Source organism: Bradyrhizobium sp. B097, from assembly GCF_038957035.1.
Classification (GTDB): domain Bacteria; phylum Pseudomonadota; class Alphaproteobacteria; order Rhizobiales; family Xanthobacteraceae; genus Bradyrhizobium.
Genome location: NZ_CP152412.1, coordinates 5,802,874 through 5,829,099 on the forward strand (window position 1 = coordinate 5,802,874; position 26,226 = coordinate 5,829,099).

Sequence of the window (26,226 nt, forward strand, 5' to 3'; positions counted from 1 at the left end):
GCCGCTCAGCTCGCCTGCCTGAGCGGCTTGCCGGCCCGCAGCTCCCTGTCCTGCACCAGCACCTTCTCCGCATAGAGCTGGTCGATCTCCTGCTCGGACAGCCCAAGGTCGCCCAGGATCTCCTCATTGTGCTCGCCGAGCAGGTCGGCCCTCAGCTCGGTGCGCTGCGGCCATTCCGAGAAGCGCATCGGCGCGCCCGGAATCGCAAATTGGCCGATCCGGGGATCGCTGACATGGCGGACCGTGCCGCGCTCGATCAGATGCGGCTGAGCCATGGCGTCATTCAGGGTCAGCACCGGCGCACAGGGGATCCGTTCCTGCTCCAGTGCGGCGATCGCCGCATCGCGTGACGGAAACGTCTTGAGCCAGACTTCGACGATCTCCCCCACCAGCACCCTGTTGTCGGCCCGGGCGCGTGCGGACTCGAACCGCGGATCTTTCTCGAGCTCCGGCCGCCCCAGCGCGCGAACCATTTGCGGCCATTGATGCGCCAGCGCGCAGATCACGAGAAACTCACCCCGGCCGCAATCGAACACGCCCACCGGGCCGCCATTCGGGTGCAGCGAGCCTTCCCGCTGCGGCACGAAGCTATCCCCGCGCAGCGAGACCTTCGGCACATTTGCCTCGTGCATGTGAAAGTAGGTGTCCAGCAGCGTCGATTCGATGAACTGCCCTTCTCCGGTCCGCTCGCGGTGCAGCAGCGCAAAGCCGACCGCCATCGCCGCGGCAACGCCGGTCGAGGCGTCCCCGATCGCGACCGGCACCTGCGCCGGCTTCCCATCGGGATCGCCGATCACGCCGGTGATGCCGGCGAAGGCCTGCGCGATGTAGTCGAAGCCGGGCTTGTCGCTCAGCGGACCGGTCTGTCCGGCGAACGAGATCGAGCACATGATCAGCCGCGGATTGATTTTCCGGAGCGTCTCATAGCCAAGTCCGGCGCGCTCCATCACGCCGGGCGTAAAATTCTCCACCAGGACGTCGGCCCTGGCGGCGAGCCGGGTCAGGATCTGGCGGCTCTTCTCATGCTTGAAATCGAGCGCGAGGCTACGCTTCGAATGGTTCTGCTGGAAGAAATACGTGCTCTGCGAGGTGTTCTTGTACGCGGGATCGCGCGGCTTCAGACCCTGGAAGCGCGACCGGTCGCCGAACGGCGCGAGCTCGATCTTGATCACGTCGGCGCCGGCTTCGGCCAGCAGACGCGTGCAGGTCGGGCCTGCGACGAACTGGGTGATATCGAGCACGCGATAACCGGTCAGCATTTTCGGAGGCAGAGTCATCTCAATTGTCCAGTTGTTGTGACTGAAGAGCTTCGGCGGGCGCGTGTCCGCGCGCCGGCCTCGTTCCAAACAGATTGCTGCGCGCCTGCGCGTCGAGCGTCTTGCGCACCGCGCGCCGCCCGACCGCGAGCCCCTTCTGGAGCAGCGGCCGTGCGCGCAGCTCTGTGAACCAGCGCCTGACGTGCGGGACATCGTCGAGCGTGAAGCCTTGCGCCTTATGGGTCATCACCCAGGGAAAGCAGGCGATGTCGGCGATCGAATAGTCGTCGCCCGCGACATAGGTGCTTTCGCCCAGCCGATCGTTGAGCACACCGTAGAGACGGCGGGCCTCGTTGCCGTAGCGCTCGACCGCATATGGAATCCTGCTCGGCGCATAGAGCGAGAAGTGCCCGTTCTGGCCCAGCATCGGCCCGAGCGCGCTCATCTGCCACATCAGCCATTGCTGCACGCGGGTGCGGCCATGCAGATCAAGCGGAGCGAACCTGCCGGTCTTCTCCGCGAGGTAAAGCAAGATCGCGCCCGACTCGAAGATCGTCAGCGGCTCGCCTCCACCGGGCGGATCCCTGTCGACGATGACAGGGATCCGCCCATTGGGATTGAGCTTGCGGAATTCGGGCTTGAACTGGTCGCCGCGCGTGATGTTGACCGGCACGACGGTGTACGGCAGCCCGCACTCCTCGAGCATGATCGAGACCTTCCAGCCATTCGGCGTCGGCGCGAAATGAAGATCGATCATCGGAGCCTCCGGCACGGCTCAGGCCAGTTGCTTTTCGCGCGACAGCGACAGTCCGGCCTCCTGCAGCCGCCGCTCGAGCATCGGCACCCGGTCGTTGCCCCAGAACTGCTCGCCGCGGAAGACACAGATCGGCACGCCGAAGATATGATCGCCCTGGCTCTCCTGCTGTGCCTCCTCATATTCGCGCCGGCCGTCACCTTCGAAATAGCTGCGGAATTCAGCGCCGGACATCCCGAGCGATTCGATGAAGCGCTCCACCGCATCGATCTCGTCGACCGCGAGCTCGCGCCGGAAGAACAGCTCGTAGACCAGGCGGCTGTATTCGATCAGCCGCCCCTGCTTCTCCGCGAACAGTCCGCCGATCAGCGCCGGTGCGGTGTCGAAGATCTTCAGCGGGCCGCGGATGATCTTCTTGTCGCCGCGCTCGTTCGCGGACCGCCGCGCATCCATGTAGGAATACTTGACCTTGTATTCCGAATAGACGCTGCGCTGGCCGGAGCCCTTGATCCGGAGCTGGAACGGCCGCCACTGCACCTTGATGTCGAACTTCTTCTCCAGCTCGAACACCGGATCGAATGCCAGCCAGGCATAGGGGCTCTTGTAGTCCGAATACATCTTGAGAACTTCGCGGGACATTGTCTCTCCTTTGCCGATGTCATTGCGATTGAGCGACGAGCGGGCACTGGCTCTCCGACAACGGCTGCGCCGCCTCGGATGCCGGAATGACCTTCTCGATGGTGTAGTAATCCCAGGGCTTCCTGACCTCGCCGGGGGCCTTGATGCTCGCCATGTAGAACGGATGCATCAGCCAGCCGTCGGCGCGCACAAAACCGTTCTCGACATACATGTCGTTGACCGGCAGCTTCCGGATCTCGTCGGCGACCTTCAGACCATCGAGCGTCCTGGCGGCAGCGACGGCCTGGAGATAATGCAGCGTTCCCGAATAGACCGCGGCCTGGTCCATGGTCGGCATCGCGTGATGCTGCCTGAAGAAGCGCTCCGACCAGGCTCGCGTCTTGTCGGTGCGGTCCCAGTAGAACGGGGTTGCGAAGGTCAGGCCCTGCACATTGGCAATCCCGAGTGCGTGCACATTGGTGATGTAGGTCAGGGGCACCACGATGTGCTGGCCGCCCTCGGCGATGCCGAACTCCTTGGCCTGCTTCAAGGCATTGGTAGTGTCCTCGGCCGCCGAGATCAGCCAGATCACCTTGGCCTTCGACGCCACCGCCTGCAGCAGGAAGGAGCTGAAGTCGGGATTGTTCTGCGGGAAGCGCACCGAGCCCAGCACCTTGCCCCCGGCCGCCTTGATCGCACCCGCCGCAGCGTCCTCCATCGCCTTGCCGAAGGAATAGTCGGCCGAGAGGAAGAAGAACGTATCGAGCCCTCGTTCGATCAGCGGCTTCGGCAGCGGCGCCGAAATAGCGTAGGCGTTGAGCGACCACGAGAAAGCGGTCGCCGCGCAGGCCTGCTGGGTGATTGCAGGGCTTCCCGTCACGCCGTGGATGACGATTTTGTTGCGCGTCCGCGCCAGCTCCTGCACGGCGAGCGCCACGGCGGATTGCGCCACGTCGACGACGACGTCGGCACCGCCATTGTCGAACCAGTTGCGGGCGATCGCCGCGCCGACGTCGGCTTTCGCCTGGTGATCGCCGGAGATCACCTCAATCGGACGATCCAGCACCTTGCCACCGAAATCCTCGACCGCCATCCTGGCAGCGAGCACCGAGCCCGGCCCCATGATGTCGCGGTACATCCCCGACATATCGGTGAGCACGCCGATCCTGACCGGCTGCACATCCGCCGCCCGAACCGGCGTCAGTATCGCGCCGCCGACCAGCAACGCGATCGCTGCAGCTGTGCTTGTTCGTTTCTTCACCACGACCATCTCGACGCTCCCCCGCTTGGGACGGCATGCATGTGCCGGCCTTCTTGCTTTCAGATGATCCGCCTGGACCTCAGATCGTCGATCCGCTGCCCGGAGAGGCCGAGCAGCCCGCCATAGATCTCCTGATTGTTCTGCCCGAGCGTCGGCGCCGGCGCGGTGTATCCCTTGTGCGTCCGTCCCATCTTGATCGGGAACCCGGCGCCGATGACGCGCTGCTCCAGCGGCTCGGTCGGATGCACGACCGCCTTCAGCATGTCGCGCGCGCCGAGATGCTCCCAGGCGAGGATGTCGTCGATGTCGCGGATCGGGCTCGCGGCGACATCGCCGCGATTGAGCGCCTCGATCGCCTCGAGCGTGGTGCGGCCCAACGTCCATTCGCCGACGATCGCATCGACGATCGTGTTGTTGGCGACGCGCCAGCCGGTGTTCATGAACTTTGCGTCCGCGGCGAGGTCGAGCCGGTCCATCACACCCAATAGCGCCAGCCAGTCCTCATTCGTGGCGGCGCCGAGCGCGATCGCACCGTCGCGCGTGGCATAGGTGTTGAAGGGCGAGAACCGCATGATGCGATTGCCCTGCCGTGGCGCCATCCCCATCTGCTTGTAGCAATCCAAGGGCTCGTCGAGCACCAGCGACAACAGGCAGTCGGCCATCGCGACGTCGACGAACTGGCCTCGTCCCGACACGCGCTGCTCGGTCAGCGCGGCGAGGATGCCGGAGACGGCAAAGGCGCCCGTGATGCCGTCCGCAAGCGCGGTGCCGGCCTTGCTTGGGCTGCCGTCAGGCGCACCGGTGATCGACATCAGACCGGACGCCGCCTGGATCATCAAATCGTAGGCCTTGAGACGCCGGTCGGCGCCGGTCGAGCCGTAGCCGGTCAGCGCACAATGCACGATCGCGGGGTTGACCTGGCGGTTTGCCTCATAGTCGACCCCGAGCCGCTCGGCCGCGCCGGGACGCAGATTCTCGACCAGGATGTCCGACTTGCGCAGCAGCGCATGGAACAGCTCCATGCCCTCTGCCGTGCGCATGTTCAGCGTGATCGACTTCTTGTCGCGGCAGCGCTTCAGATAGGCGAGGCCGAGGTCGCTGTCATGCTTGCGGTCGAGCGAGACGCCGTCCCTGCCGAGGAACGGCGGTCCGGTCATGGTGGGATCACCCTGCTCCGGGGTGTCGATGCGGATGACCTCGGCGCCGAAACCCGCCAGCATCAAGGTCGCGAACGGACCTGAATAGAACCGCGTCAGATCGAGGACGCGGACACCGTGCAGCGCGCCTTGCCGCGTCATCGTCGGGCTCGCCGTCATCTGCAATTTCCCTTCCCGCCTGCCGCGCTGTCGTTGTCTTCATCGTTGACGCGGCGGGCATATAGGTCAAATATTTTCCGATCCGGATTATTGATGCGAAACTGGAATGAATGATGCGCGAGCGACGCCCACGCCGGTTCGAGGTCAGCCTCAAACATCTTCGCGCCGCCAACTCGGTCGCGGTGTATGGCAGCTTCACCGCGGCTGCCGCCGACCTCGGCATGACGCAGTCGGCGGTGAGCCGTCTGGTGCTGCAGCTCGAACGCCAGCTCGGCGTCTCGCTGTTCCTCAGATCGACGCGCAACGTCATCCTGACCGCGCCGGGCCGCGAATTCACGGCATCGACGCAGCGCCTGCTCGCCGATCTCGGCGCCCAGGTCGACAACGCCCGCGCGCTCGGCGAACAGATCAAGGGACGCCTGATCATCTCCTGCCTGTTGTCACTCACGCACCACGTGGTGCCGGAGGCCGTGCTGAAATACCGGAAGGCGCATCCCGGCGTCGAAATCCACCTGCGCGAGGGCCTCGGCAGCGAGGTCTATGAGGATGTGCGCAGCGGTCTTGCCGATTTCGGCGTCGGCAACGTCACCGCGCTCGGCCAGGAAGTCGTCAGCGACGACGCGGTGCAGGAGTCCTGCTTCGCGATCCTGCCCTCGCGCCATCCGCTGCGAAACAAGGCGACGCTGAGCCTCCGCGAGCTGCGCAACGAAACCTTCGTCTCGCTTCCGACCGGCTCGGGCCTGCGCAAGCAGATCGACAGCACCGCGACCGCAAGCGGCATCGTGCTCAATCACAGCACCATCGTCGAGCAGTTCGGCACGCTCTACGATTTCGTCGCGGCCAATGTCGGCATCTCGATCGTTCCGGCCTCGGCGGTGCCGCCGCGGGCGCCGCGCGGCGTGGTCGTCAAGCGGCTGGTATCGCCGCCGCTGGTTCGTAAGATCGGGATCCTGCGGCTGAAGAACCGCCCGCTGACGCCGGCCGCGACCGGATTTCTGGATATCTTCCGGCCGCTGTTCCTGAGCGCGTCACGCCGATAACCCAAGAATCATTTGAGATTCGCAGCGGAGCCTGATTAGGTTCGCCGACGCCGTCTGCTGCGCGCCGCAACTGGCACGCATGGCGGCGGCAATGCCGAACCGACAGGGCCCGACCACCGATGACCAGGACGCGACGGACACGACCGACGATTCGTGACGTCGCGGCCGAGGCCGGCGTCTCCGTCTCAAGCGTCAGCCGCACGCTCAATGGCGGCCTCTATACCAGCGCCGAGCTGCATGCGCGCATCATGCGCGCGGTGAAGCGTCTCGGGTTCGAGCCCGACCAGGCGGCGCAGGCGCTGCGCTCGCGGGCCTCCAACACCATCGGCTGCATGGTGGCCGATTTCTCCAACCCGCACTACACCGGCATGGTGAGCGCGGCGGAGGAGGAATTCCAGCGCGCCGGCTTCCTCTTGATGCTGGCGGCGACCAAGCATGAGGAGGCGCGCGAGGCGGCGTTCCTGTCGGCGGTGCGGCGGCGCCAGATGGATGGATTGCTGCTGTTCGCCGGCGACAATTCCCACAAGGATTTCATGAAGGGGCTGGCGACGCTCGACCTGCCCTGCGTGACCGTCGACCGCGAGGTACCCGATAGCGTCATGGTTCGCGTCGATCACCGCGGCGGCGCGCTGGAGGCAACGCGCTATCTGATCGGCCTCGGCCATCGCCGGATCGCGTTGCTGACCGGAAGTGCTGCGGTGCTGCCGAGCTCGGAACGGCTTGCGGGCTACCGGCAGGCGCATCAGGAAGCGAAGATCGAGGTCGACCCGACCTTGATCCGCCCGCACATGCAGGGCGCCAACACCGCCTTCAGCTCGGTGTGCCAGCTGCTGCAAATGACAAAGCCGCCGACCGCGATCATCTCGCTCGGCACCAGCATGCTGGCCGAAGTGCTGGAGGCGATCACCAGCAACGGCCTGCGCTATCCGCAGGACGTATCGATCGTGTGCAGCGGCGACACCGACCTCGCCCGCCATGCGACGCCCGCGATCTCAGCCCTGAGCTGGGACATGAACGAGGTCGGCCGCACCGCCGCGCGGCTGTTGCTGGAACGGATCCGCGAGCCCGACAAGGCCGGTAGCAGCGCCCCCGTGTTCCTGCCGACGCGCCTCGTCCTGCGGCATTCCTGCGCTGCGCCGCCAGCGCCCACCCGAGGTCGGAAGTAGTCTGGCGGATTAAGCGAGTATTGGAAACGGTTCCAGCCGCTCAGATCGAATAGCTCCATCCACGTCATTGCGAGCGAAGCGAAGCAATCCACAGCCACCGCATGTGCGGATCGATGGATTGCTTCGCTGCGCTCGCAATGACGGAGAGAGACGGCGCTCTCAGCGCAGCCCGAAACCCTCATAACCGCGCTGCGCGATCTGCGCGATGCGGTGCCGGTAGCCCTGGCCGACATAGGGCATGAACACGCGCGGCTTGCCCGCGATGTTGGCGCCCTGGTACCAGGAATTAGCCTTCGGATAGAGCGTGCGGCTGGCGGCGTCGGCGACATGCGCCATCCAGGCCCGCTCGGCATCGCGTTCCGGCTCGATCCGAGTCAATCCCTTGGCGCGCATGTTGTCGAGACAGGCCGCGATCCACTCAACATGGTTTTCGCAGGCGTGGATCACGTTGCCGATGACGGAGGGGCTGCCCGGCCCGGTCACGACGAACAGATTTGGGAAACCCGACACCATCAGGCCGAGATAGGCGCTGGGCCCATCGGCCCAGGCTTCCTTCAGGGTCGTGCCGTCCCGCCCACGGATCTGCATCGCGGCGAGCGCCCCGGTCATTGCGTCATAGCCTGTCGCCAGCACCAACGCATCGAGCGTAAAGGACCGCGTCGCGGTCGCGACGCCGGTCTGGGTGACCGTCGTCAGCGGCTCCGTGCGCAAATCGACCAGCTCGACATGCGGCAGATTGTAGGTCGCGAAATAACCGGTATCGATGCAGATGCGCTTGACGCCGAGCGGATAATCCTTCGGTGACAACGCCTCCGCCGTCGCCCGGTCATTCACGATGCCGCGGATCTTGTCGCGCACGAAGTCGCAGGCGACGTCGTTGACGGCTGCATCGGTCAGGATGTTCGGGAACGCGGTCAGGATGCCGCCGCCGCCCTGCTCCCAAAGCTGTTCATAGCGCGCCCACTGCACGTCCCGCTCGGGCACGGGCGCGCCGAAGGCATTCGAAGGCACCCGTCCGAACTCCGGCGTCTCGAGGCTTTCGCGATATTTCGCGATCACGGGCTCGGCGGCAGCGATGTCGGCTTCGGACAGCGGCGCATTGCGTGCAGGCACCGAGTAGTTCGGCGTGCGCTGAAATACGGTCAGGCGGCTCGCCGCCTTGGCGACCATCGGGATCGTCTGCACGCCCGACGAGCCGGTGCCGATCACGGCAACGCGCAAGCCGGTAAAGTCGATCTCCTGATGCGGCCACTGCCCGGTGTGATAGACCGGGCCACGAAAACGCGCGAGGCCCGCGAGCTTCGGCTTGTTGGGCACCGAGAGATTGCCGGTTGCCATCACACAAGTCGATGCGACGATGCAATCGCCGCGATCGGTGCGCAACGTCCAGCTCTCGCCGGCCTCGTCCCAGTCGGCGCTGGTCACGCGGGTGTCGAAGCGGATCAGGGAGCGCAGATCGAAGCGGTCGGCGACGCGCTGCGCGTAGCGCAGGATCTCCGGCTGGGCGGCGTACTTCTCACTCCAGCGCCATTCCTGCCGCAGCTCCTCCGACCAGCTGTAGGAATAGAACAGGCTCGGTATGTCGCAGCGCGCGCCGGGATAGCGATTCCAGTACCAGGTGCCGCCGACATCGGACGCCGCCTCGATGCCGATCACCTTCAGCCCGAGCTCGCGCAACCGATAGATCGCATAGAGCCCGCCGAAGCCGGCGCCGACCACGACGGCATCGCATTCGGCGACCAGCGGCGGCCTCGCGCCATGGTCCGGGCTCGTCTGCTCCAGTCTGCTCATTTGTCACATCTCTCCGGCCGCAGGAATATTGCCATCGGTGGGAACGCGCGCTAGTCTGGAAACGTTTCCAGATCGGAAGCGCATACGATAATTGTCGTCGGGCGTCAACGCACCGGCCCTCGGCAGGGGGCTGCGCGCACGTCACAAGGCGATCAGCGGACAATCAGGGAGTGATTGAGGGATGTTGGACGGATTTTGTCTTCGTGCGTGCCTGGCGGCCGCGGTAACGATCGGCGCGCTGTCGCCGGCACTCGCGCAGAAGAACTACGGCCCAGGGGTCTCGGATACCGAGATCAAGATCGGCAACATCATGCCCTATAGCGGCCCCGCTTCGGCCTACGGCGCGATCGGCCGGACCGAGGCGGCCTATTTCAGGATGGTCAACGATCAGGGCGGCATCAACGGACGCAAGGTCAACTTCGTCAGCTACGACGACGGCTTCTCGCCGCCGAAATCGGTCGAGCAGGCACGCAAGCTGGTCGAGGGCGACGAGGTGCTGCTGGTGTTCCAGCCGCTCGGCACCGCGCCCAATGTCGCGATCCAGAAATATCTCAACGGCAAGAAGGTCCCTCACCTCTTCATCGCATCGGGCGCGACGCGTTTCGGCGATCCGCAAGGCTTTCCGTGGACGATGGGTTGGCAGCCGAACTACCAGAGCGAAGGGCGGATCTACGCCAGATACATCCTGGACAAATTCCCGAACGGCAAGATCGCGGTGCTCTGGCAGAACGACGATGCCGGCAAGGATGCGCTCAAGGGGCTGCGCGACGGCCTCGGCGACAAGGCGAGCAGCATGATCGTCGCCGACAAGTCCTACGAGCTGACCGATCCCACGCTGGATTCGCAGATCGTGGCGCTGCGCGCCTCCGGCGCCGACATCCTGTTCACCTGGGCGGCGCCGAAGGGCGCGGCGCAGACCATCAAGAAAGTCGCCGAGCTCGGCTGGAAGCCGACCTTCTTCCTGACCTCCACCGCTACCTCGGTCGCCTCGGTGATGCGCGCCGCCGGCATCGAGCATTCGCAGGGCATCATCTCGGTCGCCTACCTCAAGGATCCGACCGACACGATCTGGAATGACGATGCCGAAACGAAGGAATGGCGGGCATTCATGGACAAGTACATGCCCGACGGCGACAAGACCAACGGCAATCACGTCTATGGCTACGCCGCCGCGCAAACGCTCGCGCAGGTGCTGATGCAGTGCGGCGATGATCTCACACGCGAGAATGTGATGAAGCAGGCCGCCGGCCTGAAGAACTTTGCGCCGAAGATGATCCTGCCCGGGATCAGGATCAACACCAGCGCGACTGACTTCCGTCCGATCGAACAGTCGCAGCTGATGCGGTTTGAAGGCGAGAGCTGGAAGCTGTTCGGCAACATCATCACCGGTAGCGAATAGTGCCGCCGTGCCCTCTGTTCAATGAGAGGGTGGGACGAGACGCAAAGTTGAGGCAACTCGTATCGCGAGAGCGCGCAAGTATGACTCACATACCGTACAACACATTCGAGGTCGTCCCTGCGAAAGCAGGGACGACACCGAACTAGCTGTTTGACAGTTGAATCCTATCCGACCCGTCATCCTGAGGTGCGAGCCTCTTCGGCGAGCCTCGAAGGATGAATCGGCCACAGTGGGGCCGTGCATCCTTCGAGACGCGCTACGCGCTCCTCAGGATGACGGGGCTAATGGCGACGCATGCGCAGGGACGACACCGAGCGGGTTGCTTGACAGTTGAGCGCGAAACTCTATTCCGAACGCACATCATCCACCTCTAGCCGGCTGGCGTCAGGATCGCCTGCCGGGCCGCATGCCAGCTCGCTTCGTCGGGCGCGCAGAGCAAACCGCCGGTCAGATTGACCGGCTTGTAGGGCGATCCGTCGAAATGCGCGCTGTAGCCGCCGGCCTCGCGATGCAACAGCCAGCCCGCGGCATGATCCCACGGCATCAGCTTGTTGTAGAACAAGAGATGGCAATGGCCCGACGCCGCCATGCGATACTCGTGCGCGGCGCATCTGAGCCAGGCGCTGACACCAAGCTTGGACAGATTGCCGGCGACGATTGGGCGCAGCGCCTCCGGCAGAAAGTTGACGCCGATCACCGCGTCCATCTGCTTGACAGGCACTGCTGGAGCCACCCTGAGGTCATGCCGCCTGCCGTCCGGCATTTCGAGCCAGGCGCCCTCGCCGCGCAGCGCGAAGGCGGTGTCGTTGCTGACGGGATCGTGGATCGCGCCGAACACGATCTCGCCGCGCATCGTGGCGGCCACCATGGAGCCGAACAGCGGCAGGCTCGAGGTGAAGTTCCGCGTGCCGTCGATCGGATCGATGATGAAGGCGAGGTCCGCGGTTCCGACCTGATCGAGCGCGGCCGGATCGCGTGCCGTGCCCTCCTCGCCGATCACGACCGCGTTCGGAAACGCCCGGAGCAGCGCCGCCGAGATCGCCTGCTCGGCAAGCTCGTCAGCTTCGGTGACGACGTCGAATGCCGACGTCTTGGTGCGGACCTCGATCTCCCGGACGCGGCGAAACCGCGGCATGATCTCAGTGCGGCCGACTTCGGCGAGGATGTTTCCGATGTTCAGCGCATCGGCATGGGACAGTTTCACGCGGCGTTCTCCTGCGTTGCGCCGGCTTCCTATCGCAGGATCATGACTGCGCGGCAATCAGCGGCGCTGGTTGTAGACGTCGATGCAGACGGCGCCCAGCAGGACGAGCCCCTTGATCACCTGCTGGTAATCGATGCCGATGCCGAGGATCGACATGCCGTTGTTCATCACGCCCATGATCATGGCACCCACCACCGCGCCGCCGACCCGGCCGACGCCGCCATAGGCCGACGCCCCTCCGATGAAGCAGGCGGCGATCACGTCGAGCTCGAAGCCAAGGCCTGCCTTCGGCGTCGCGGTGTTGAGGCGGGCAGCAAACACCAGCCCGGCGAGCGCCGCCAGCGCGCCCATGTTGACAAAGGTAAAGAAGGTCAGCCGCTCGGTCTTGACTCCCGAGAGCTTCGCCGCCTTGGCGTTGCCGCCGACGGCATAGATCTGCCGGCCGATCACGGTCCGCCGCGTGACGAAACCGTAGAGCGCGATCAGCACCGTCATGATGACGAGCACGTTCGGCAGGCCGCGATGCGAAGCGATCAGATAGGTGAAGTAGAGCACCGCGCCGGCCAGTGCGATGCTCTTGGCGATGAAGAACGCATAGGGCTCGACCTCGATGCCGTGCGACTGCTCGCGCGCCCGGCTCTTGGCGCTCGCGAGAACCAGCGCGAACGCCAGCACGACGCCGATCAGCAGCGAGGTCGGATAGAGCGTGCCGGCGCTCGGAAACAGCTCGGGGATGAAGCCCGACGACAGCTTCTGGAAGGTCGGCGGAAACGGCCCGACCGACCGGCCCTGCAGCACCGCGAGCGCAAGGCCCTTGAACACCAGCATGCCCGCCAAGGTCACGATGAAGGAGGGAATCTTGAAATAGGCGACCCAGTAGCCCTGCGCCGCGCCGATCGCGGCACCGATCAAGAGACAGACGATGAAGGCGATCGGGTAGTCGACATGGTAGCTCACCATCAGCACCGCTGCGACCGCGCCGACGAATCCCGCGACCGAGCCGACCGAAAGGTCGATATGCCCGGTGACGATCACCAGCAGCATGCCGAGCGCCATGATCACGATATAGCTGTTCTGCAGCACGAGGTTGGTGAGATTGACCGGCTGCAACAGCGTGCCGTCGGTGACGATCTCGAAGAACAGCATGATCGCGAGCAGCGACAGCAGCATGCCGTAGTTGCGCAGATTGTTCTTGATGAAGCCGGAATGCTTCGGGGTCTCGGGAAGTGACACCGTCTTGTCGGTCATTGTGCTCTGCCTCCCGCCCGCGGCTCACCGGCAGGGGCGCCGTTTCCGGACAACCTGACATTGCGCATGATGGCGCGCATGATCTTCTCCTGCGTCGCGTCGTCCTTCGCGAACTCGCCGACGAAGGCACCGTCATTCATCACGCAGATCCGGTCGCAGATGCCGAGCAATTCCGGCATTTCCGACGAGATCACCACGACGCCCTTGCCGGCCTCCGCGAGCTCGTTGATGATACAATAGATCTCGTATTTTGCCCCGACGTCGATGCCGCGGGTCGGCTCGTCGAGCAGCAGCACCTGCGGATCGGTCATCAGCCATTTCGACAGCACCACCTTCTGCTGGTTGCCGCCCGAGAGCTGCCCGGCCTCCTGATAGACGTCGGAACAGCGGATCCGCATCCGGTTGCGGTAGTCGCTCGCGGCCTTCAGCTCGACGACATCGTCGATTACGCCGCGATCCGACACCTGGCGAAGGCTCGCCAGCGTCACGTTCTTGCGGACGTCGTCGGCGAGGATCAACCCGAGCTGCTTGCGGTCCTCGGTGACATAGGCAAGGCCGGCATGAATCGCAGCCGGCACGCTGGCAAGGTTGGCCTCGCGGCCGTCAAGGCTGATCCTGCCGGAGATATTGTAGCCCCAGGCCCTGCCGAACAGGCTCATGGCGAACTCGGTGCGGCCGGCGCCCATCAGGCCGGCGATGCCGACCACCTCGCCGCGGCGCACCTTGAAGTCGACGTTCTTGATCACCTGCCTCCCGGTATGCAGCGGGTGATACACCGACCAGTTCTCCACCGTCATCACGGGATCGCCGATCGCAACGTTTCGCTCGGGGAAACGATGCGCGAGATCGCGGTTGACCATGCTGCGGATGATCCGGTCCTCGTCGACCTGCTCGGTCCTGCAATCGAGGCTGTCGACGGTGCGGCCGTCGCGCAGCACCGTGATCCGGTCGGCGACCCGTGCGACCTCGTTCAGCTTGTGCGAGATCAGGATCGAGGCGATGCCCTGCTCGCGGAATACCAGCAGCCGGTCCAGCAGCGCGGCGCTGTCCGCCTCGTTGAGGCTCGCGGTCGGCTCGTCCAGGATCAGGAGCCGCACCTGCTTCGACAGCGCCTTGGCGATCTCGACCAGCTGCTGCTTGCCGACGCCGAGATCGGTGACCAAGGTGTCCGGCGATTCCCGCAGGCCCACCTGCGCGAGCAGCTCGGCCGTTCGCCGGTACACCGCGTTGCGGTCCACCACCCCGAACCGCGATGGCGCGCGCGACAGAAAGATGTTCTCGGCGATCGACATCAGCGGGATCAGCGCCAGCTCCTGGTGGATGATGATGATCCCCAGCGCCTCGGAGTCGTTGATGTCGCGGAACCGGCGTTCCTCGCCGTCGAACAGGATCGACCCTTCATAGCTGCCGGCGGGATAGACCCCGCTCAGCACCTTCATCAGGGTCGACTTGCCCGCACCATTCTCGCCGACCAGCGCATGGATCTGCCCGGCTTCCACGGTGAAATTGACGTCGCGCAATGCCTGCACGCCGGCAAAGCTCTTGCTGACGTTACGCATCTCAAGCATCGCCGTCATCGGATCACATCCCGCAACGTCACTCGGCCTCGGCGCTATCAGCTCCGCTCGCCCGCCTTAGTCGAATTGCGAACGCTTGTAGTAGCCGCTGTCAATCAGGACTTTCTCCCAATTGGTCTTATCCACCACGACCGGCTTCAGCAGATAGGACGGAACCACCTTGACCCCGTTGTTGTAGGTCTTGGTGTCGTTGACGCTGACCTCCTTCTTGCTCAGCACGGCATCGACCATGTCGGCCGTGACCTTGGCGAGATCGCGGGTGTCCTTGAAGATGGTCGAGTACTGCTCGCCGCGCAGCATCGCCTTGATCGAGGGCACCTCGGCGTCCTGACCGCTGACGAACGGCATCGGCTGATCCTTGCTACCGTAGCCGACGCCCTTCAGGGAGGAGATGATGCCGATCGACAGGCCGTCATAGGGCGACAGCACCGCATCGACGCGCTTCTTGCCGTAGAAGGCGCTGAGCAGATTGTCCATCCGCGCCTGCGCGGTCGCACCGTCCCAGCGCAGGGTCGCGACCTTGCCCATGCCCGTCTGGCCGCTCGCGACCACGAGCTTGCCGCTGTCGATATAGGGCTTCAGCACCGACATCGCGCCGTCGTAGAAGAAATAGGCGTTGTTGTCGTCGGGCGAGCCGCCGAACAGCTCGATGTTGAAAGGCCCCTTGCCGTCCTTCAGCCCGAGCGCATTCACGATCGACCCTGCCTGCAGCACGCCGACCTGGAAATTGTCGAAGGTCGCGTAATAGTCGACGTTCGGCGTGTCCCGGATCAGGCGGTCATAGGCGATCACCGTGATGCCCTGGGCCTTAGCCTGCTTCAGCGCATCGGACAGCGTGGTGCCGTCGATCGCCGCGATGACCAGCACCTTGGCGCCCTTGGTTACCATGTTCTCGACCTGGGAGAGCTGGTTCGGGATGTCGTCGTCGGCATATTGCAGGTCGGTACCGTAGCCGCGTTCCTTCAGCACCTTGACCATGTTGTTGCCGTCGTCGATCCAGCGCGCCGAGGATTTGGTCGGCATCGCGATGCCGATGGTCGGCTTGCTCTGGGCCATGGCGTCGCGATGGGACGCCGTCGCGGCAAGGCCGGCCAGCGCGAGCGCGAACACGGTGGTCTTCAATTTGAACATGCTTCACTCCCTTGGTTTTTTAGTTGGGATACCGTTGCCGTGGTCAGCGCCAATCGACGGCTATCGTTCGTGGGCTGGCCGCAGATCTAGGGCGATGTCGGATCGGCGCCGGGGCCGTCACCAACCGAAATTGCGGAATGTCGATCGAACCCGTCAACAGCACCAATGCTCACTCCGCACGATCAGCCGTGTCGATCCTACAATGCCGGGGTCACCCGCGAGTCATGTTGTGGGACGGACGAGGCGCAGGAATGACGTGGAGGATCATGAGGCGCCTGTCTCCCAGAATCGTTGGCGAGCGGCGGCCTCCGCCAGAACTTCTGGCGGTGCGGCACTTTGCTTCTGGCAACCTTTGGTGGACGTCGTCCCAACCATATGGTGGCAAGCGCCAACTGGTCATTTATTTAAGAAGCAGAATAAATTGACCGGAGAGCGGCGGATCATAAGGCATTATCTCCCGAAATTGCTGGCAGGCCCACAGTCCGCTGGGGTGTGGCAGGGCTTCTCGCAACCTTTGGTGAGATTGTGCCTCTACTATGCGATGGACGCAAGTACCATTTATTTCACTGCGCGAATAAATTAATCGAACTGCCACGCGACGGCGGCAGCGGCCTTCAGGCGTCGATCTCGGAGAGATCATCGACGACCAGCAGGGCTCCGGCGAAATCGTCGTCGCTGAAATAGGTGCTGCGCGTGATGACCACGGAGATGCCGGCCCCAGCCGCGGCGGCGAGACCGTTGCCGGAATCCTCGACCGCGATGCAATCCGCCGGCCCGAGCCCGAGCCGCGCCAGCACCTCGACATAGACGTCCGGAGCGGGCTTCTTCCGCGGCACGTCGTCGCCGGCGACAACAGCCTCGAACAGGTCGGCCCAGTCCAGCCCCAACGCGACCGACAGCAGCGCATCGATATTGCCATGCGAGGTGGTCGTGGCGATCGCCAGCCGTTGGCCGCGGCTGCGCGCGCCGGCGAGCCAGGCCCTCACGCCCGGCCGCAACGGGCAGCCGCCTGCCGCGATCAGCGCGGCATAGCGCGCGGTCTTGATCCCGTGCAGGTCGGCGATATCAGAGAATGTCAGCGACGGGACCGCGTTCCTCTGGTCGAAGGCGCGGATGCGCTCCTTGCCTCCGGCGACGCGAAGCAGCCGCCCATAGATGACCTGGTCCCAGAACCAATCGAGGCCGGCCTCGGCGAACGCCTCATTGAAGGCGCGACGGTGCACCTCCTCGGTCTCGGCGAGCGTGCCGTCGACATCTAAGATCAGGGCGCGCGCGCCCGCGATGATGTCGCGCATCCCGGCGTTCCTGATGCCGGCGAGCGCCTGGTTCATCATCCCTCGCCCGCCGCGCCCGCCCCTTTCGCGAACACGCGGCTCGCAAGCACGTCGCCGGCCTCGATCGACATCACGTCGTCGGCCGTGAGCGTGCGGTCGAGCTTTGCCACGATCCGGTTGGCCTGGCGCAGCCGGATGCGGTCGAGCGCGTTGCGGATCGAGCGCGCATTGGAGAACAGCGGCTGTTGCTTGCGGATGCCGATGTACCGGGTGAAGGCCTCGCGTGCTTCCGGAGAGAAACGATAATTCTGCTGCTGCAACATCAGTTCGGCGATCCAGAGCAGCTCGCCGTCCGAATAGTCGGGGAAGTCGATATGATGCGCGATGCGCGAGCGGAACCCCGGATTGCTCTGGAAGAATTTCTCCATGCGGTCGCCATAGCCGGCCAGGATCACCACCAGATCCTCGCGCTGCTGTTCCATGATCTGGAGCAGGATCTCGATCGCCTCCTGGCCGTAGTCGCGCTCGTTTTCGGGGCGGTATAGGTAATAGGCCTCGTCGATGAACAGCACACCGCCCATCGCCTTCTTCAGTATTTCTTTCGTCTTCGGCGCGGTGTGGCCGATATATTGCCCGACAAGGTCATCGCGCGTGACGCTGATGACGTGGCCGCGGCGCACGAAGCCGAGCTTGTGCAGGATGCCGGCCATCCGCAGCGCGACCGTGGTCTTGCCGGTGCCGGGATTGCCGGTGAACGACATGTGCAGGGTCGGGAACGTCGTCGCCAGCGCCATCTTCTGCCTGATGCGTTCGACCAGCAGCAGCGAGGCGATCTCGCGGATGCGCGTCTTCACGGGCCTCAGACCGATCAATTCGGAATCGAGCTGATCGAGCACGTCGCCAATGCCGAGGTCGGCGAATTCATGCCGGAGGTCGATGCTCTCTAGCGGCGTCTCGCGGATTTGTTCTTGCGGTTGCGTCATTATCCTCTCGCTTCGAGAAAAGCTCCGTCGCCGCGGCGGCGACGACGGAGAAGTGCATCCGGACCAGACGGTCGAGGGAGCAACCCGCCTGGCTTGCAAGCCGGACGCGGTCAACGATCGGTGTAGCGTTCGCCCTCGGGGCGACCAGCCGCATAGGAATGCGTCGCGTAATGCAGGTTGCGTCCGGCCGCCTCCTGGCGGTCGAGCCGGAAGCCCGGCTCCTCGCGCGGCCGGTTGACGATGAAGGAGATGCGAACCGACTCCCAGCCTTGACTGGAATCGAAGCCGGAGAACCGGATGTAGCGGTCGCCATAGACCCGCCGGCAATCGGCGAGTTCCTTCATGATGCCCGCCGCATCGCGCAGGTCGAACATCGGCAGGCCCCACATGTCCCAATAGGTGTTGCGGGGATGCGGATCGTCGGTGGACTCGAGGTTCACCGCCCAGCCCTTGTCGAGGCAGTATTGCACCTGCGCAGCGATCTGCTCATCGGTGAGATCGGGCAGGAAAGAGAAGCAGCCTTGGGTCACGCGCATGAGAAACTCCTGTCAGACCGCCATGCTCGGCGTGGGAACGAAATCGGGGGCGTCGGTCGACTCGTAGTTGAAGGTGACGTCCTTCCAGACGTCGAGCGCCTCGCGCAACGGCGTGCAGGTCTGCGCCGCCTTGGCCAGGATCTCCGGCCCTTCGTGGACGTAGTCGCGTCCCTCGTTGCGGGCGAGGATCATGGCTTCCAGCGCGACGCGGTTGGCGGTGGCGCCGGCCTGGATGCCACGGGGGTGGCCGATCGTGCCGCCGCCGAACTGCAGCACGACGTCCTCGCCGAGCAGGTCGAGCAGCTGGTGCATCTGGCCGGCATGAATGCCGCCGGAGGCCACCGGCATCAGCTTGTTGAGGCTCGCCCAGTTCTGGTCGAAGAACACGCCGTGCTCGAGCTGCAACGGATTGAAGTCCTCGCGGCAGATGTCGTAGTAGCCGCGCGTGGTGTTCGGATCGCCCTCGAGCTTGCCGACCACCGTGCCGGCATGGATGTGATCGACACCGGCGAGCCGCATCCATTTCGCGATCACGCGGAACGAGACGCCATGGCTGCGCTGCCTGGTGTAGGTCGAGTGACCGGCGCGATGCAGATGCAGGATCATGTCGTTCCGGCGCGCCCACTTCGCCATCGACTGGATCGCGGTGTAGCCGATCACAAGATCAATCATGACGATATTGGAACCGAGCTCATGGGCGAACTCGGCGCGCTCGTACATGTCCTCCATGGTCGCCGCGGTGACGTTGAGATACGTGCCCTTAATCTCGCCGGTCGCGGCCTGCGCGCGGTTGACCGCCTCCATGCAGTATAGGAAGCGCTCGCGCCAGTGCATGAAGGGCTGCGAGTTGATGTTCTCGTCGTCCTTGGTGAAGTCGAGCCCGCCTTTCAACGCTTCATAGACGACGCGGCCATAGTTGCGGCCGGACAGGCCGAGCTTCGGCTTCACGGTGGCGCCGAGCAAGGGACGGCCGAACTTGTCGAGCCGCTCGCGCTCCACCACGATGCCGGTCGCCGGGCCCTGGAACGTCTTCACATAGGCGACCGGAAGCCGCATGTCCTCGAGCCGCAACGCCTTCAGCGGCTTGAAGCCGAACACGTTGCCGATGATCGAGGCGGTCAGGTTCGAGATCGAGCCCGGCTCGAACAGGTCGAGATCATAGGCGATATAGGCGAAGTAGCTGCCCGGCGAGTTCGGCACCGGATCGACGCGATAGCACTTCGCCCGGTACTTCTCCGCGGCGGTCAGCCGATCGGTCCACACCACGGTCCAGGTCGCAGTCGAGGATTCGCCAGCCACCGCCGCGCAGGCTTCGGTCGGATCGACGCCGTCCTGCGGCGTGACGCGGAACAAAGCGATGACGTCGGTGTCCTTGGGCTCGTAGTTCGGTTCCCAATAGCCCATCCGCTTGTATTCCATCACGCCGGACTTGTAGCGATCCTTGCCGCGCACGGTAATCGATGGCTGTATGTTCATCTCAATCTCCTGTCGTCGTTCGTCGCCGTCTGCTCAGGCGGCCTGGGTGATCTTTCCAATCTGCGGATCGAGCGCGCCGGCGCGGTAGCGACGGGCCATCTCCGGCAGTGCAACCACCTTGATCCTGGCGGCATTGCCGGCCGTGCCGAACTGCTCGAAGCGGTCACGGCAGAGTTCGCGCAGCGCATCCATCGCCGGCTTGAGGAATTTGCGCGGATCGAACTCGCTCTTCGACTGCGCGGCGACCTTGCGGAAGGCGGCGGCCATCGCCAGGCGGCAATCGGTGTCGATGTTGACCTTGCGCACGCCGTGCTTGATGCCGCGGACGATCTCCTCGACCGGGACGCCCCAGGTCTGCGGCATCTCGCCGCCGAACTGGTTGAACATGTCCTGCAGCGCCTGCGGCACCGAGGACGAGCCGTGCATCACCAGATGCGTGTTGGGCAGGCGCGTGTGGATCTCCTCGACCACGCGCATCGCCAGGATCTCGCCGTCGGGCCGCCGCGTGAACTTGTAGGCGCCATGTGAGGTGCCCATCGCGATCGCGAGCGCATCGACCTTGGTGGCACGGACGAAATCGACCGCCTGGTCGGGATCGGTGAGCAGCTGGTCATGGCTCAGCTTGCCTTCGACGCCGTGACCATCCTCCTGCTCGCCGCCGCCATGCTCGAGCGAGCCGAGCACGCCGAGTTCGCCTTCCACCGACGCGCCGACCCAATGCGCCATATCGACCACCCGGCGGGTGATATCGACATTGTAGTCGTAGTCGGCCGCGGTCTTGGCGTCGGCCTTGAGCGAACCGTCCATCATCACGGAGGTGAAGCCGTAGCGGATCGCGGTGGCGCAGGTCGCCTCCTCGTTGCCGTGATCGAGATGCAGGCAGAGCGGGATCTGCGGATACATCTCCTCCAGCGCATCGATCATCTTCGCCAGCATGATGTCGTTGGCATAGGACCGCGCGCCGCGCGAAGCCTGGATGATCACAGGCGCATCGCAGGAAGCCGCCGCCTCCATGATGGCGAGGCCCTGCTCCATATTGTTGATGTTGAAGGCCGGCACGCCGTAGCCGCGTTCGGCGGCATGGTCCAGCAATTGCCTCAATGTGATCCGCGCCATGGTGGCGTCCTCCTCTCAATTCGCTCGTTGCATGAGCTGTCTTGCCGCCGCGGCGACCGCCGCCGGCGTGATGCCGAATTCGCGGTACAGCACGTCGGCCGGCGCGGACGCACCGAATCCGGTCATGCCGACGAACGCACCGTCGTCGCCGAGCCAGCGCGCCCAGTCGCCCTCGACAGCGGCTTCGACACCGACGCGCGGCGCGTTGCCCAGCACCTGGGCGCGATAGTCGCGCGGCTGCTGGCGGAACAGGTCGAAGCACGGAGCCGAGACGACCGCGGCCTTCACCCCTGCTTCCGCCAGCAGCTTTGCGGCTTCGAGCGCGATCGACACCTCCGAACCCGTTGCAATCAGGGTGACGTCACGCCCGAAGGCCGGCTCGACGAGAACGTAAGCGCCGAGCGCGACCTGGTTGTCCTTGCTGCCGTCGCGAACCGTCGGCAGCGCTTGCCGCGACAGGCAGAGGATGGACGGCGAGGTCTCTGACTTCAACGCACAGTCCCAGGCTTCCGCGGTCTCGACCGCATCGGCCGGACGGAACACCAGCAAATTCGGGATCGCCCGCAGCGCCGCGAGATGCTCGACGGGCTGATGCGTCGGCCCATCCTCGCCAAGGCCGATCGAATCATGGGTCATCACATGGATGACGCGGATGCCCATCAATGCCGCGAGGCGGATCGCCGGCCGGCTGTAATCGGCGAAGCTGAGGAAGGTGCCGCCATAGGGGATAAACCCGCCATGCAGCGCGATGCCGTTCATCGCAGCCGCCATGCCGTGCTCGCGGATACCGTAGTGGATATAACTGCCGTCGAGTGTTTCCGGCCGCACCGAAACCTGCGACTTCGCCAGCGTCAGGTTGGAGTGCGTGAGGTCGGCCGATCCGCCCAGGAGATTGGGCAACGCTTCGGCGATCACGTCGATGACCTGCTGCGAGGCCTGCCGCGTGGCAAGTTTCGGCCGCTCGGTCGCGAACCGACCGACGAGCTCTGCCATCGCCTCGGCATAGGCGCAGGGCAACTTCCGGTTCAGCGCGTCGTGGAACGGAGACCGCTCGCCCTTGTCGGCCTTGCAGGCGCTGCGCGAGCGCTCGATCCAGGCCCGCCGCGCGTCGCGGCCGCGGCCACCGAGTTCGCGCCACTCGGCCAGCACCGCATCGGGGACCTCGAAGGCCGGATACGACCAGCGCAGCGCGGCACGGGTCTTCGCCGCCTCGTCGGCGCCGAGCGGTGCGCCGTGCACCTTCTCGCTGCCCTGCCGGTTCGGCGCACCGAACCCGATCACCGTCCGGCAGGCGATCAGCGACGGACGGTCGCTCGCTCGTGCCTGCCTGATCGCCGCAGAGATTGCCTGCGGATCGTGGCCGTCGATGCGGCAGACGTTCCAGCCGTTGGCCGCAAACCGTGCCGTCTGGTCGTCCGAGCAGGACAACGAGGTGGCGCCGTCGATCGAGATCTGGTTGTCGTCGAACAACACGATCAGCCGGTTCAGCCGCAAATGGCCGGCGAGCGAGATCGCCTCGTGGCTGAGGCCTTCCATCAGGCAGCCATCGCCGGCGATCACATAGGTGTAGTGGTCGACGAGATCGTCGCCGAAGCGGGCGTTCATCAAGCGCTCGGCAAGCGCCATGCCGACCGCGGTCGCGATCCCCTGCCCGAGCGGCCCGGTCGTGGTCTCGACACCGGGCGTATGACCATACTCAGGATGTCCCGGGGTTTGCGATCCCCACTGCCTGAACGCCTTGAGCTGATCGAGCGTCATGCTTTCGTAGCCCGTCAGATAGAGCAGCGCGTAGAGCAGCATCGAGCCGTGACCGGCCGACAGCACGAAGCGGTCGCGGTCGGGCCAGGACGGATCGGCCGGGTCGAATTTCAGGAAGTCGGTGAACAGCACGGTCGCGACATCGGCCATGCCCATCGGCATGCCGGGATGGCCGGATTTCGCCTGCTCCACCGCGTCGATGGCGAGGAAGCGGATGGCGTTGGCCATCTCGTCGTGGCTGATTTCAGGCCGGCTGGCAACGGACGCAAGTGCGGTCATATCGTTCGCCTCTTTCGTTCGATCAATTGCAGGATCAGCGGGGTCAGGATGAGCTGCATCGCGAGGTCGAGCTTGGCGCCGTGAATCACGATCGAATTGGCGCGCGACATGAAGCTGTTCGGGATCATCGAGAGCAGATACGGGAAATCGATGCCGCGCGGGTTCTTCAACCGAATCACGACCATCGATTCATCCGGCGTCGGGATCCAGCGCGCAATGAACGGGTTCGACGTATCGACCGTCGGCACGCGCTGGAAGTTGATGTCGGTCTCGCTGAATTGCGGGCAGATGTAGTTCACGTAATCCGGCATGCGGCGCAGGATGGTGTCGGTCACCGCCTCGGTGGAGTAGCCGCGATGGCTGCGATCGCGATGCAGCTTCTGGATCCATTCGAGGTTGATCACCGGCACGACGCCGATCTTGAGATCAGCGTGCTGCGCGACATTCACCTTGTCGGTGACCACGGCGCCGTGCAGGCCCTCGTAGAACAAGAGGTCGGAATTCTCCGGCAGCGCCTCCCATGCGGTGAAGGTGCCGGGCTTGGCGCCGTAGAGCCGCGATTCCTCTTCGTCGTGCACATAGTGCCGCGTCGTGCCGGTGCCGGTCTCGGCATAGTCGCTGAACAGCTTCTCCAGCTCCTCGAACAAATTGGTCTCGGGGCTGAAATGGCTGAAATGCTTGTCGCCGCGCTCGGCCTTCTCCAGCATCTGGCTGCGCATCTCGGCGCGGTCGTAGCGATGGAACGCGTCGCCCTCGATATAGGCCGCGACCACATTCTCGCGGCGGAAGATGTTCTCGAACGTCTTCTTCACCGAGGTGGTGCCGGCGCCGGACGAGCCGGTGATCGAGATGATGGGATGTCGACGAGACATACGCTCCCCCTCAGCGGAACAGGCCGCGCCGCGCGAACAGCGGGGCATCGCTGCTCTCGAACAACGGCTCGACGGTCAGGTGGATCGCATCGACGTCGCGCACGGCGCGCGCCGATCCCATGATCAGCGGCACGCGCTGATGCGGCGTGCGTGCCGAGAGTTCGAGAATGCGCGACCGGCCGCTGGACGCGGCGCCGCCCGCCCACTCCATGATCAGCGCGATGGGATGCGCCTCGTACAGCAGGCGGAGCCGGCCCTCGCGGTAGCCCTGGCGCGCATCCGCCGGATACAGGAACACGCCACCGCGCATCAGGATGCGGTAGGCCTCGGCCACCAGCGAGCCGATCCAGCGCATGTTGAAATCCTGCCCGCGCTCGCCGTTCACGCCGGCAAGGCAGTCGTCGATGTAGTTGCGCACCGGGCCGCTCCAGTGCCGCCGGTTCGAGGCGTTGATGGCGAATTCCTTAGCATCCTGCGGCACCCGCAAATCACGCGCAGTCAGGACGAACTCGCCGGTTCGCGGATCCAGCGTGAAACAGTCGACGCACTGGTCGAGCGCCAGCACCAGCACGGTCTGCGGACCGTAGATGAAGCAGCCCGCGGCACATTGCGCCGTACCGGGCTCGAAGAAGGTCGAGATGATGTCGTTTCCCTTCGGCCGGATCGAGAAGATCGTGCCGATCGAGATGTTGTTTTCGAGATTGGCGGATCCATCGAGCGGATCGATCGCGACACAGAGCGGCGCATCGGGATCGAGCGTCTCCGGCAGCTCGACCTCTTCCGACAACACCGCAGCGACGGGCGCCGTACGCAGCGCGTCGCGCATCAGGTTGTCGGCGACGATGTCGATGGTCTTCTGGCGATCGCCGTCGGGATTGACCCCGCCGCTCTCGCCGCCGATGCCGGCGAGCGGCCCCGCGGCGATGATGCGCGAGAGCTCGATCGCGGCGCCGGCAAGGGCTTCGATCACCGCAACGGTCGCGGCGCGCAGCGGGTTGTGCTGCGTCGGCCACTCCAGATGGGCATGCAATGCAGAACGAATCTCCACCGGCCTCTCCCTTTGATCGCGCCCTCTGTCCCGAGGTGTCGAGAGGCGACCGCAGGGGAGTCGCCTTCGCCCTATCAACGCGCGAATTGCCCAATTAGGGAAATTTCATTATCTTGGGTCTGGGCAAAGTATTCCTTATGGAGCTTGTGATGGCCTTCTCGCGGGATCTCACCATCCGCCAGCTGCGTGCGCTGTCGGCCGTGCACGCGGCCGGCTCGATCACGTCGGCGGCCAACCAGCTCAACCTGACGCAGCCCGCGGTGACGCTGCAGCTCCGCAACCTGCAGGCGCTCGCGGGATTGCCGCTGATCCAGCGCACCGGCGACGGCATGGCGCTGACCGATGCCGGCGCGCATGTGCTGGCGCTCATCGAGCGGATCGAGGCGGCGCTGAAGGACTGCGAACAGTCGCTCGACATGATCGCCGGCCGCAGCGGCGGCCGCGTCGCGATGGGCGCGGTCTCGACCGCGAAATACTTCGTGCCGTTCGCGATCGCGGCGTTTTCGCGCCGCTTTCCCAAGATCGAGGTCACGCTCAGGATCGGCAACCGCGAGGAAATCCGCGACGCGCTGCGCGGCTACGATCTCGACATCGCAGTGATGGGCCGGCCGCCGGCCGATGTCGAAGTCGAGATGAAACCGCTTGGCCGGCATCCGCACTTCATCATCGCCGCACCGGATCACCGGCTGGCGCGGCGGCGGCACGTCGCGACATCGGAGCTCGCCAATGAAACCTTCATCACCCGCGAGCAGGGATCGGGCACGCGGATGCTGATGCAGCAATATTTCGAGCGGGTCGGACTGGAGCCGAAACTCGGCATGGCGATGGACAGCAACGAGACCATCAAGCAGGCGGTGATGGCCGGGCTCGGCATCGCCTTCATTTCCCAGCACACCGTGTTCCATGAACTGGAGGATGGCCGGCTGGTGGTGCTCAAGGTGAAGGGCCTGCCGATCGTCCGGCAGTGGCACGCAATCAGGCGCACCGACAAGATCCTGCTGCCACCCGCGCAGGCGATGCTGGACTTCCTGGGCAAGGAGGGTTGGCGTTATCTCCCGAATTCGCGCTAGCCGCGCGCTGCTTCGACACCAGTTCGATCGAAAAAATCGAGTTAACGCCGTAT

The 26,226-nt window shown here is 64.8% G+C and carries 22 protein-coding genes; 4 read left to right on the plus strand and 18 right to left on the minus strand.

Features of this window, described 5'->3' with window-relative positions; translation table 11 throughout:
- Window positions 1–5: 5 nt before the first annotated feature.
- The 5 genes from AAFG07_RS27180 to AAFG07_RS27200 are packed head-to-tail and all read right to left on the minus strand — an operon-like array spanning window position 6 to window position 5,205.
- Window positions 6–1,277: a CoA transferase gene (locus AAFG07_RS27180; protein WP_342722895.1), complete on the minus strand. Its 1,272-nt coding sequence runs from the start codon at window positions 1,275–1,277 to the stop codon at window positions 6–8.
- 1 nt (window position 1,278) lies between these two features.
- A complete protein-coding gene (locus tag AAFG07_RS27185; protein WP_342722896.1) occupies window positions 1,279–2,013 on the minus strand; it encodes a glutathione S-transferase N-terminal domain-containing protein in 735 nt (244 codons plus the stop codon).
- An 18-nt stretch (window positions 2,014–2,031) separates the two neighbouring features.
- Window positions 2,032–2,649, minus strand: coding sequence for a DsbA family protein (locus AAFG07_RS27190; protein WP_342722897.1), 618 nt, complete (start codon window positions 2,647–2,649; stop codon window positions 2,032–2,034).
- A gap of 19 nt (window positions 2,650–2,668) precedes the next feature.
- On the minus strand, window positions 2,669–3,889 hold the full coding sequence (locus AAFG07_RS27195; RefSeq protein WP_342722898.1) for an ABC transporter substrate-binding protein: 1,221 nt from the start codon (window positions 3,887–3,889) through the stop codon (window positions 2,669–2,671).
- 59 nt (window positions 3,890–3,948) lie between these two features.
- A complete protein-coding gene (locus tag AAFG07_RS27200; RefSeq protein ID WP_342722899.1) occupies window positions 3,949–5,205 on the minus strand; it encodes a CoA transferase in 1,257 nt (418 codons plus the stop codon).
- A 113-nt stretch (window positions 5,206–5,318) separates the two neighbouring features.
- Between AAFG07_RS27200 and AAFG07_RS27205 the strand changes: the two genes are divergently transcribed.
- Window positions 5,319–6,245: a LysR family transcriptional regulator gene (locus tag AAFG07_RS27205; protein WP_342722900.1), complete on the plus strand. Its 927-nt coding sequence runs from the start codon at window positions 5,319–5,321 to the stop codon at window positions 6,243–6,245.
- 119 nt (window positions 6,246–6,364) lie between these two features.
- Complete coding sequence (locus tag AAFG07_RS27210) at window positions 6,365–7,411, plus strand: LacI family DNA-binding transcriptional regulator (protein ID WP_342722901.1); 1,047 nt, start codon at window positions 6,365–6,367, stop codon at window positions 7,409–7,411.
- 159 nt (window positions 7,412–7,570) lie between these two features.
- On the opposite strand, the gene AAFG07_RS27215 is transcribed toward AAFG07_RS27210, so the two are convergent.
- Window positions 7,571–9,202, minus strand: a complete 1,632-nt coding sequence (locus AAFG07_RS27215; protein ID WP_342722902.1) for an NAD(P)/FAD-dependent oxidoreductase — start codon at window positions 9,200–9,202, stop codon at window positions 7,571–7,573.
- Between the two features lie 181 nt (window positions 9,203–9,383).
- Between AAFG07_RS27215 and AAFG07_RS27220 the strand changes: the two genes are divergently transcribed.
- Complete coding sequence (locus AAFG07_RS27220) at window positions 9,384–10,601, plus strand: ABC transporter substrate-binding protein (RefSeq protein WP_342722903.1); 1,218 nt, start codon at window positions 9,384–9,386, stop codon at window positions 10,599–10,601.
- Window positions 10,602–10,971: 370 nt separating this feature from the next.
- Here AAFG07_RS27220 and AAFG07_RS27225 read toward each other — a convergent pair whose 3' ends face one another.
- The 12 genes from AAFG07_RS27225 to AAFG07_RS27280 all read right to left on the minus strand — a co-directional run bounded on the left by AAFG07_RS27225 (window position 10,972) and on the right by AAFG07_RS27280 (window position 25,085).
- Complete coding sequence (locus AAFG07_RS27225) at window positions 10,972–11,805, minus strand: inositol monophosphatase (protein WP_342722904.1); 834 nt, start codon at window positions 11,803–11,805, stop codon at window positions 10,972–10,974.
- Window positions 11,806–11,862: 57 nt separating this feature from the next.
- A complete protein-coding gene (gene mmsB, locus AAFG07_RS27230) occupies window positions 11,863–13,053 on the minus strand; it encodes a multiple monosaccharide ABC transporter permease (RefSeq protein WP_342722905.1) in 1,191 nt (396 codons plus the stop codon).
- Window positions 13,050–14,630: a multiple monosaccharide ABC transporter ATP-binding protein gene (gene mmsA / locus AAFG07_RS27235; protein ID WP_342722906.1), complete on the minus strand. Its 1,581-nt coding sequence runs from the start codon at window positions 14,628–14,630 to the stop codon at window positions 13,050–13,052. Before mmsA ends, mmsB begins: the two co-directional genes overlap by 4 nt.
- 57 nt (window positions 14,631–14,687) lie before the next feature.
- Complete coding sequence (gene chvE, locus AAFG07_RS27240; protein ID WP_342722907.1) at window positions 14,688–15,761, minus strand: multiple monosaccharide ABC transporter substrate-binding protein; 1,074 nt, start codon at window positions 15,759–15,761, stop codon at window positions 14,688–14,690.
- A 614-nt stretch (window positions 15,762–16,375) separates the two neighbouring features.
- Window positions 16,376–17,092 (minus strand): HAD-IA family hydrolase, encoded by a 717-nt coding sequence (locus AAFG07_RS27245; RefSeq protein WP_342722908.1) that lies wholly within the window; start codon window positions 17,090–17,092, stop codon window positions 16,376–16,378.
- Window positions 17,092–18,018 (minus strand): CbbX protein, encoded by a 927-nt coding sequence (cbbX, locus tag AAFG07_RS27250; protein WP_342722909.1) that lies wholly within the window; start codon window positions 18,016–18,018, stop codon window positions 17,092–17,094. The genes AAFG07_RS27245 and cbbX overlap by 1 nt, the downstream gene beginning before the upstream one ends.
- Before the next feature lie 110 nt (window positions 18,019–18,128).
- Entirely contained in the window at window positions 18,129–18,554 is a 426-nt protein-coding gene (locus AAFG07_RS27255) for a ribulose bisphosphate carboxylase small subunit (RefSeq protein WP_342722910.1), read from the minus strand.
- Between the two features lie 12 nt (window positions 18,555–18,566).
- On the minus strand, window positions 18,567–20,030 hold the full coding sequence (locus tag AAFG07_RS27260) for a form I ribulose bisphosphate carboxylase large subunit (protein WP_342722911.1): 1,464 nt from the start codon (window positions 20,028–20,030) through the stop codon (window positions 18,567–18,569).
- 33 nt (window positions 20,031–20,063) lie between these two features.
- Window positions 20,064–21,146 carry a class II fructose-bisphosphate aldolase gene (gene fba / locus AAFG07_RS27265; protein WP_342722912.1) on the minus strand — a complete coding sequence of 361 codons (1,083 nt, stop codon included), beginning with the start codon at window positions 21,144–21,146 and terminating at the stop codon, window positions 20,064–20,066.
- 15 nt (window positions 21,147–21,161) lie between these two features.
- A complete protein-coding gene (tkt, locus tag AAFG07_RS27270) occupies window positions 21,162–23,183 on the minus strand; it encodes a transketolase (RefSeq protein ID WP_342722913.1) in 2,022 nt (673 codons plus the stop codon).
- Window positions 23,180–24,055 carry a phosphoribulokinase gene (locus AAFG07_RS27275; RefSeq protein ID WP_092127070.1) on the minus strand — a complete coding sequence of 292 codons (876 nt, stop codon included), beginning with the start codon at window positions 24,053–24,055 and terminating at the stop codon, window positions 23,180–23,182. Before AAFG07_RS27275 ends, tkt begins: the two co-directional genes overlap by 4 nt.
- 10 nt (window positions 24,056–24,065) lie before the next feature.
- Window positions 24,066–25,085 carry a class 1 fructose-bisphosphatase gene (locus AAFG07_RS27280; RefSeq protein WP_342729254.1) on the minus strand — a complete coding sequence of 340 codons (1,020 nt, stop codon included), beginning with the start codon at window positions 25,083–25,085 and terminating at the stop codon, window positions 24,066–24,068.
- 155 nt (window positions 25,086–25,240) lie between these two features.
- Here AAFG07_RS27280 and AAFG07_RS27285 point away from each other — a divergent pair, with 155 nt between their 5' ends.
- Window positions 25,241–26,173 carry a LysR family transcriptional regulator gene (locus tag AAFG07_RS27285; protein ID WP_342729255.1) on the plus strand — a complete coding sequence of 311 codons (933 nt, stop codon included), beginning with the start codon at window positions 25,241–25,243 and terminating at the stop codon, window positions 26,171–26,173.
- The last annotated feature ends 53 nt before the right edge of the window (window positions 26,174–26,226 follow it).

Excerpts from the sequence above, each read along its gene's own strand:
- mmsA (WP_342722906.1), bottom strand. The coding sequence starts at position 14,630 with ATGACGGCGATGCTTGAGATGCGTAACGTCAGCAAGAGCTTTGCCGGC.
- AAFG07_RS27180 (WP_342722895.1), bottom strand. The coding sequence starts at position 1,277 with ATGACTCTGCCTCCGAAAATGCTGACCGGTTATCGCGTGCTCGATATC.
- AAFG07_RS27245 (WP_342722908.1), bottom strand. The coding sequence starts at position 17,092 with ATGAACCAGGCGCTCGCCGGCATCAGGAACGCCGGGATGCGCGACATC.
- mmsB (WP_342722905.1), bottom strand. The coding sequence starts at position 13,053 with ATGACCGACAAGACGGTGTCACTTCCCGAGACCCCGAAGCATTCCGGC.
- AAFG07_RS27255 (WP_342722910.1), bottom strand. The coding sequence starts at position 18,554 with ATGCGCGTGACCCAAGGCTGCTTCTCTTTCCTGCCCGATCTCACCGAT.
- AAFG07_RS27285 (WP_342729255.1), top strand. The coding sequence starts at position 25,241 with ATGGAGCTTGTGATGGCCTTCTCGCGGGATCTCACCATCCGCCAGCTG.
- AAFG07_RS27185 (WP_342722896.1), bottom strand. The coding sequence starts at position 2,013 with ATGATCGATCTTCATTTCGCGCCGACGCCGAATGGCTGGAAGGTCTCG.
- AAFG07_RS27220 (WP_342722903.1), top strand. The coding sequence starts at position 9,384 with ATGTTGGACGGATTTTGTCTTCGTGCGTGCCTGGCGGCCGCGGTAACG.
- AAFG07_RS27190 (WP_342722897.1), bottom strand. The coding sequence starts at position 2,649 with ATGTCCCGCGAAGTTCTCAAGATGTATTCGGACTACAAGAGCCCCTAT.
- AAFG07_RS27210 (WP_342722901.1), top strand. The coding sequence starts at position 6,365 with ATGACCAGGACGCGACGGACACGACCGACGATTCGTGACGTCGCGGCC.
- AAFG07_RS27205 (WP_342722900.1), top strand. The coding sequence starts at position 5,319 with ATGCGCGAGCGACGCCCACGCCGGTTCGAGGTCAGCCTCAAACATCTT.
- chvE (WP_342722907.1), bottom strand. The coding sequence starts at position 15,761 with ATGTTCAAATTGAAGACCACCGTGTTCGCGCTCGCGCTGGCCGGCCTT.
- AAFG07_RS27215 (WP_342722902.1), bottom strand. The coding sequence starts at position 9,202 with ATGAGCAGACTGGAGCAGACGAGCCCGGACCATGGCGCGAGGCCGCCG.
- AAFG07_RS27260 (WP_342722911.1), bottom strand. The coding sequence starts at position 20,030 with ATGAACATACAGCCATCGATTACCGTGCGCGGCAAGGATCGCTACAAG.
- tkt (WP_342722913.1), bottom strand. The coding sequence starts at position 23,183 with ATGACCGCACTTGCGTCCGTTGCCAGCCGGCCTGAAATCAGCCACGAC.
- cbbX (WP_342722909.1), bottom strand. The coding sequence starts at position 18,018 with ATGACGCAACCGCAAGAACAAATCCGCGAGACGCCGCTAGAGAGCATC.
- AAFG07_RS27275 (WP_092127070.1), bottom strand. The coding sequence starts at position 24,055 with ATGTCTCGTCGACATCCCATCATCTCGATCACCGGCTCGTCCGGCGCC.
- AAFG07_RS27200 (WP_342722899.1), bottom strand. The coding sequence starts at position 5,205 with ATGACGGCGAGCCCGACGATGACGCGGCAAGGCGCGCTGCACGGTGTC.
- fba (WP_342722912.1), bottom strand. The coding sequence starts at position 21,146 with ATGGCGCGGATCACATTGAGGCAATTGCTGGACCATGCCGCCGAACGC.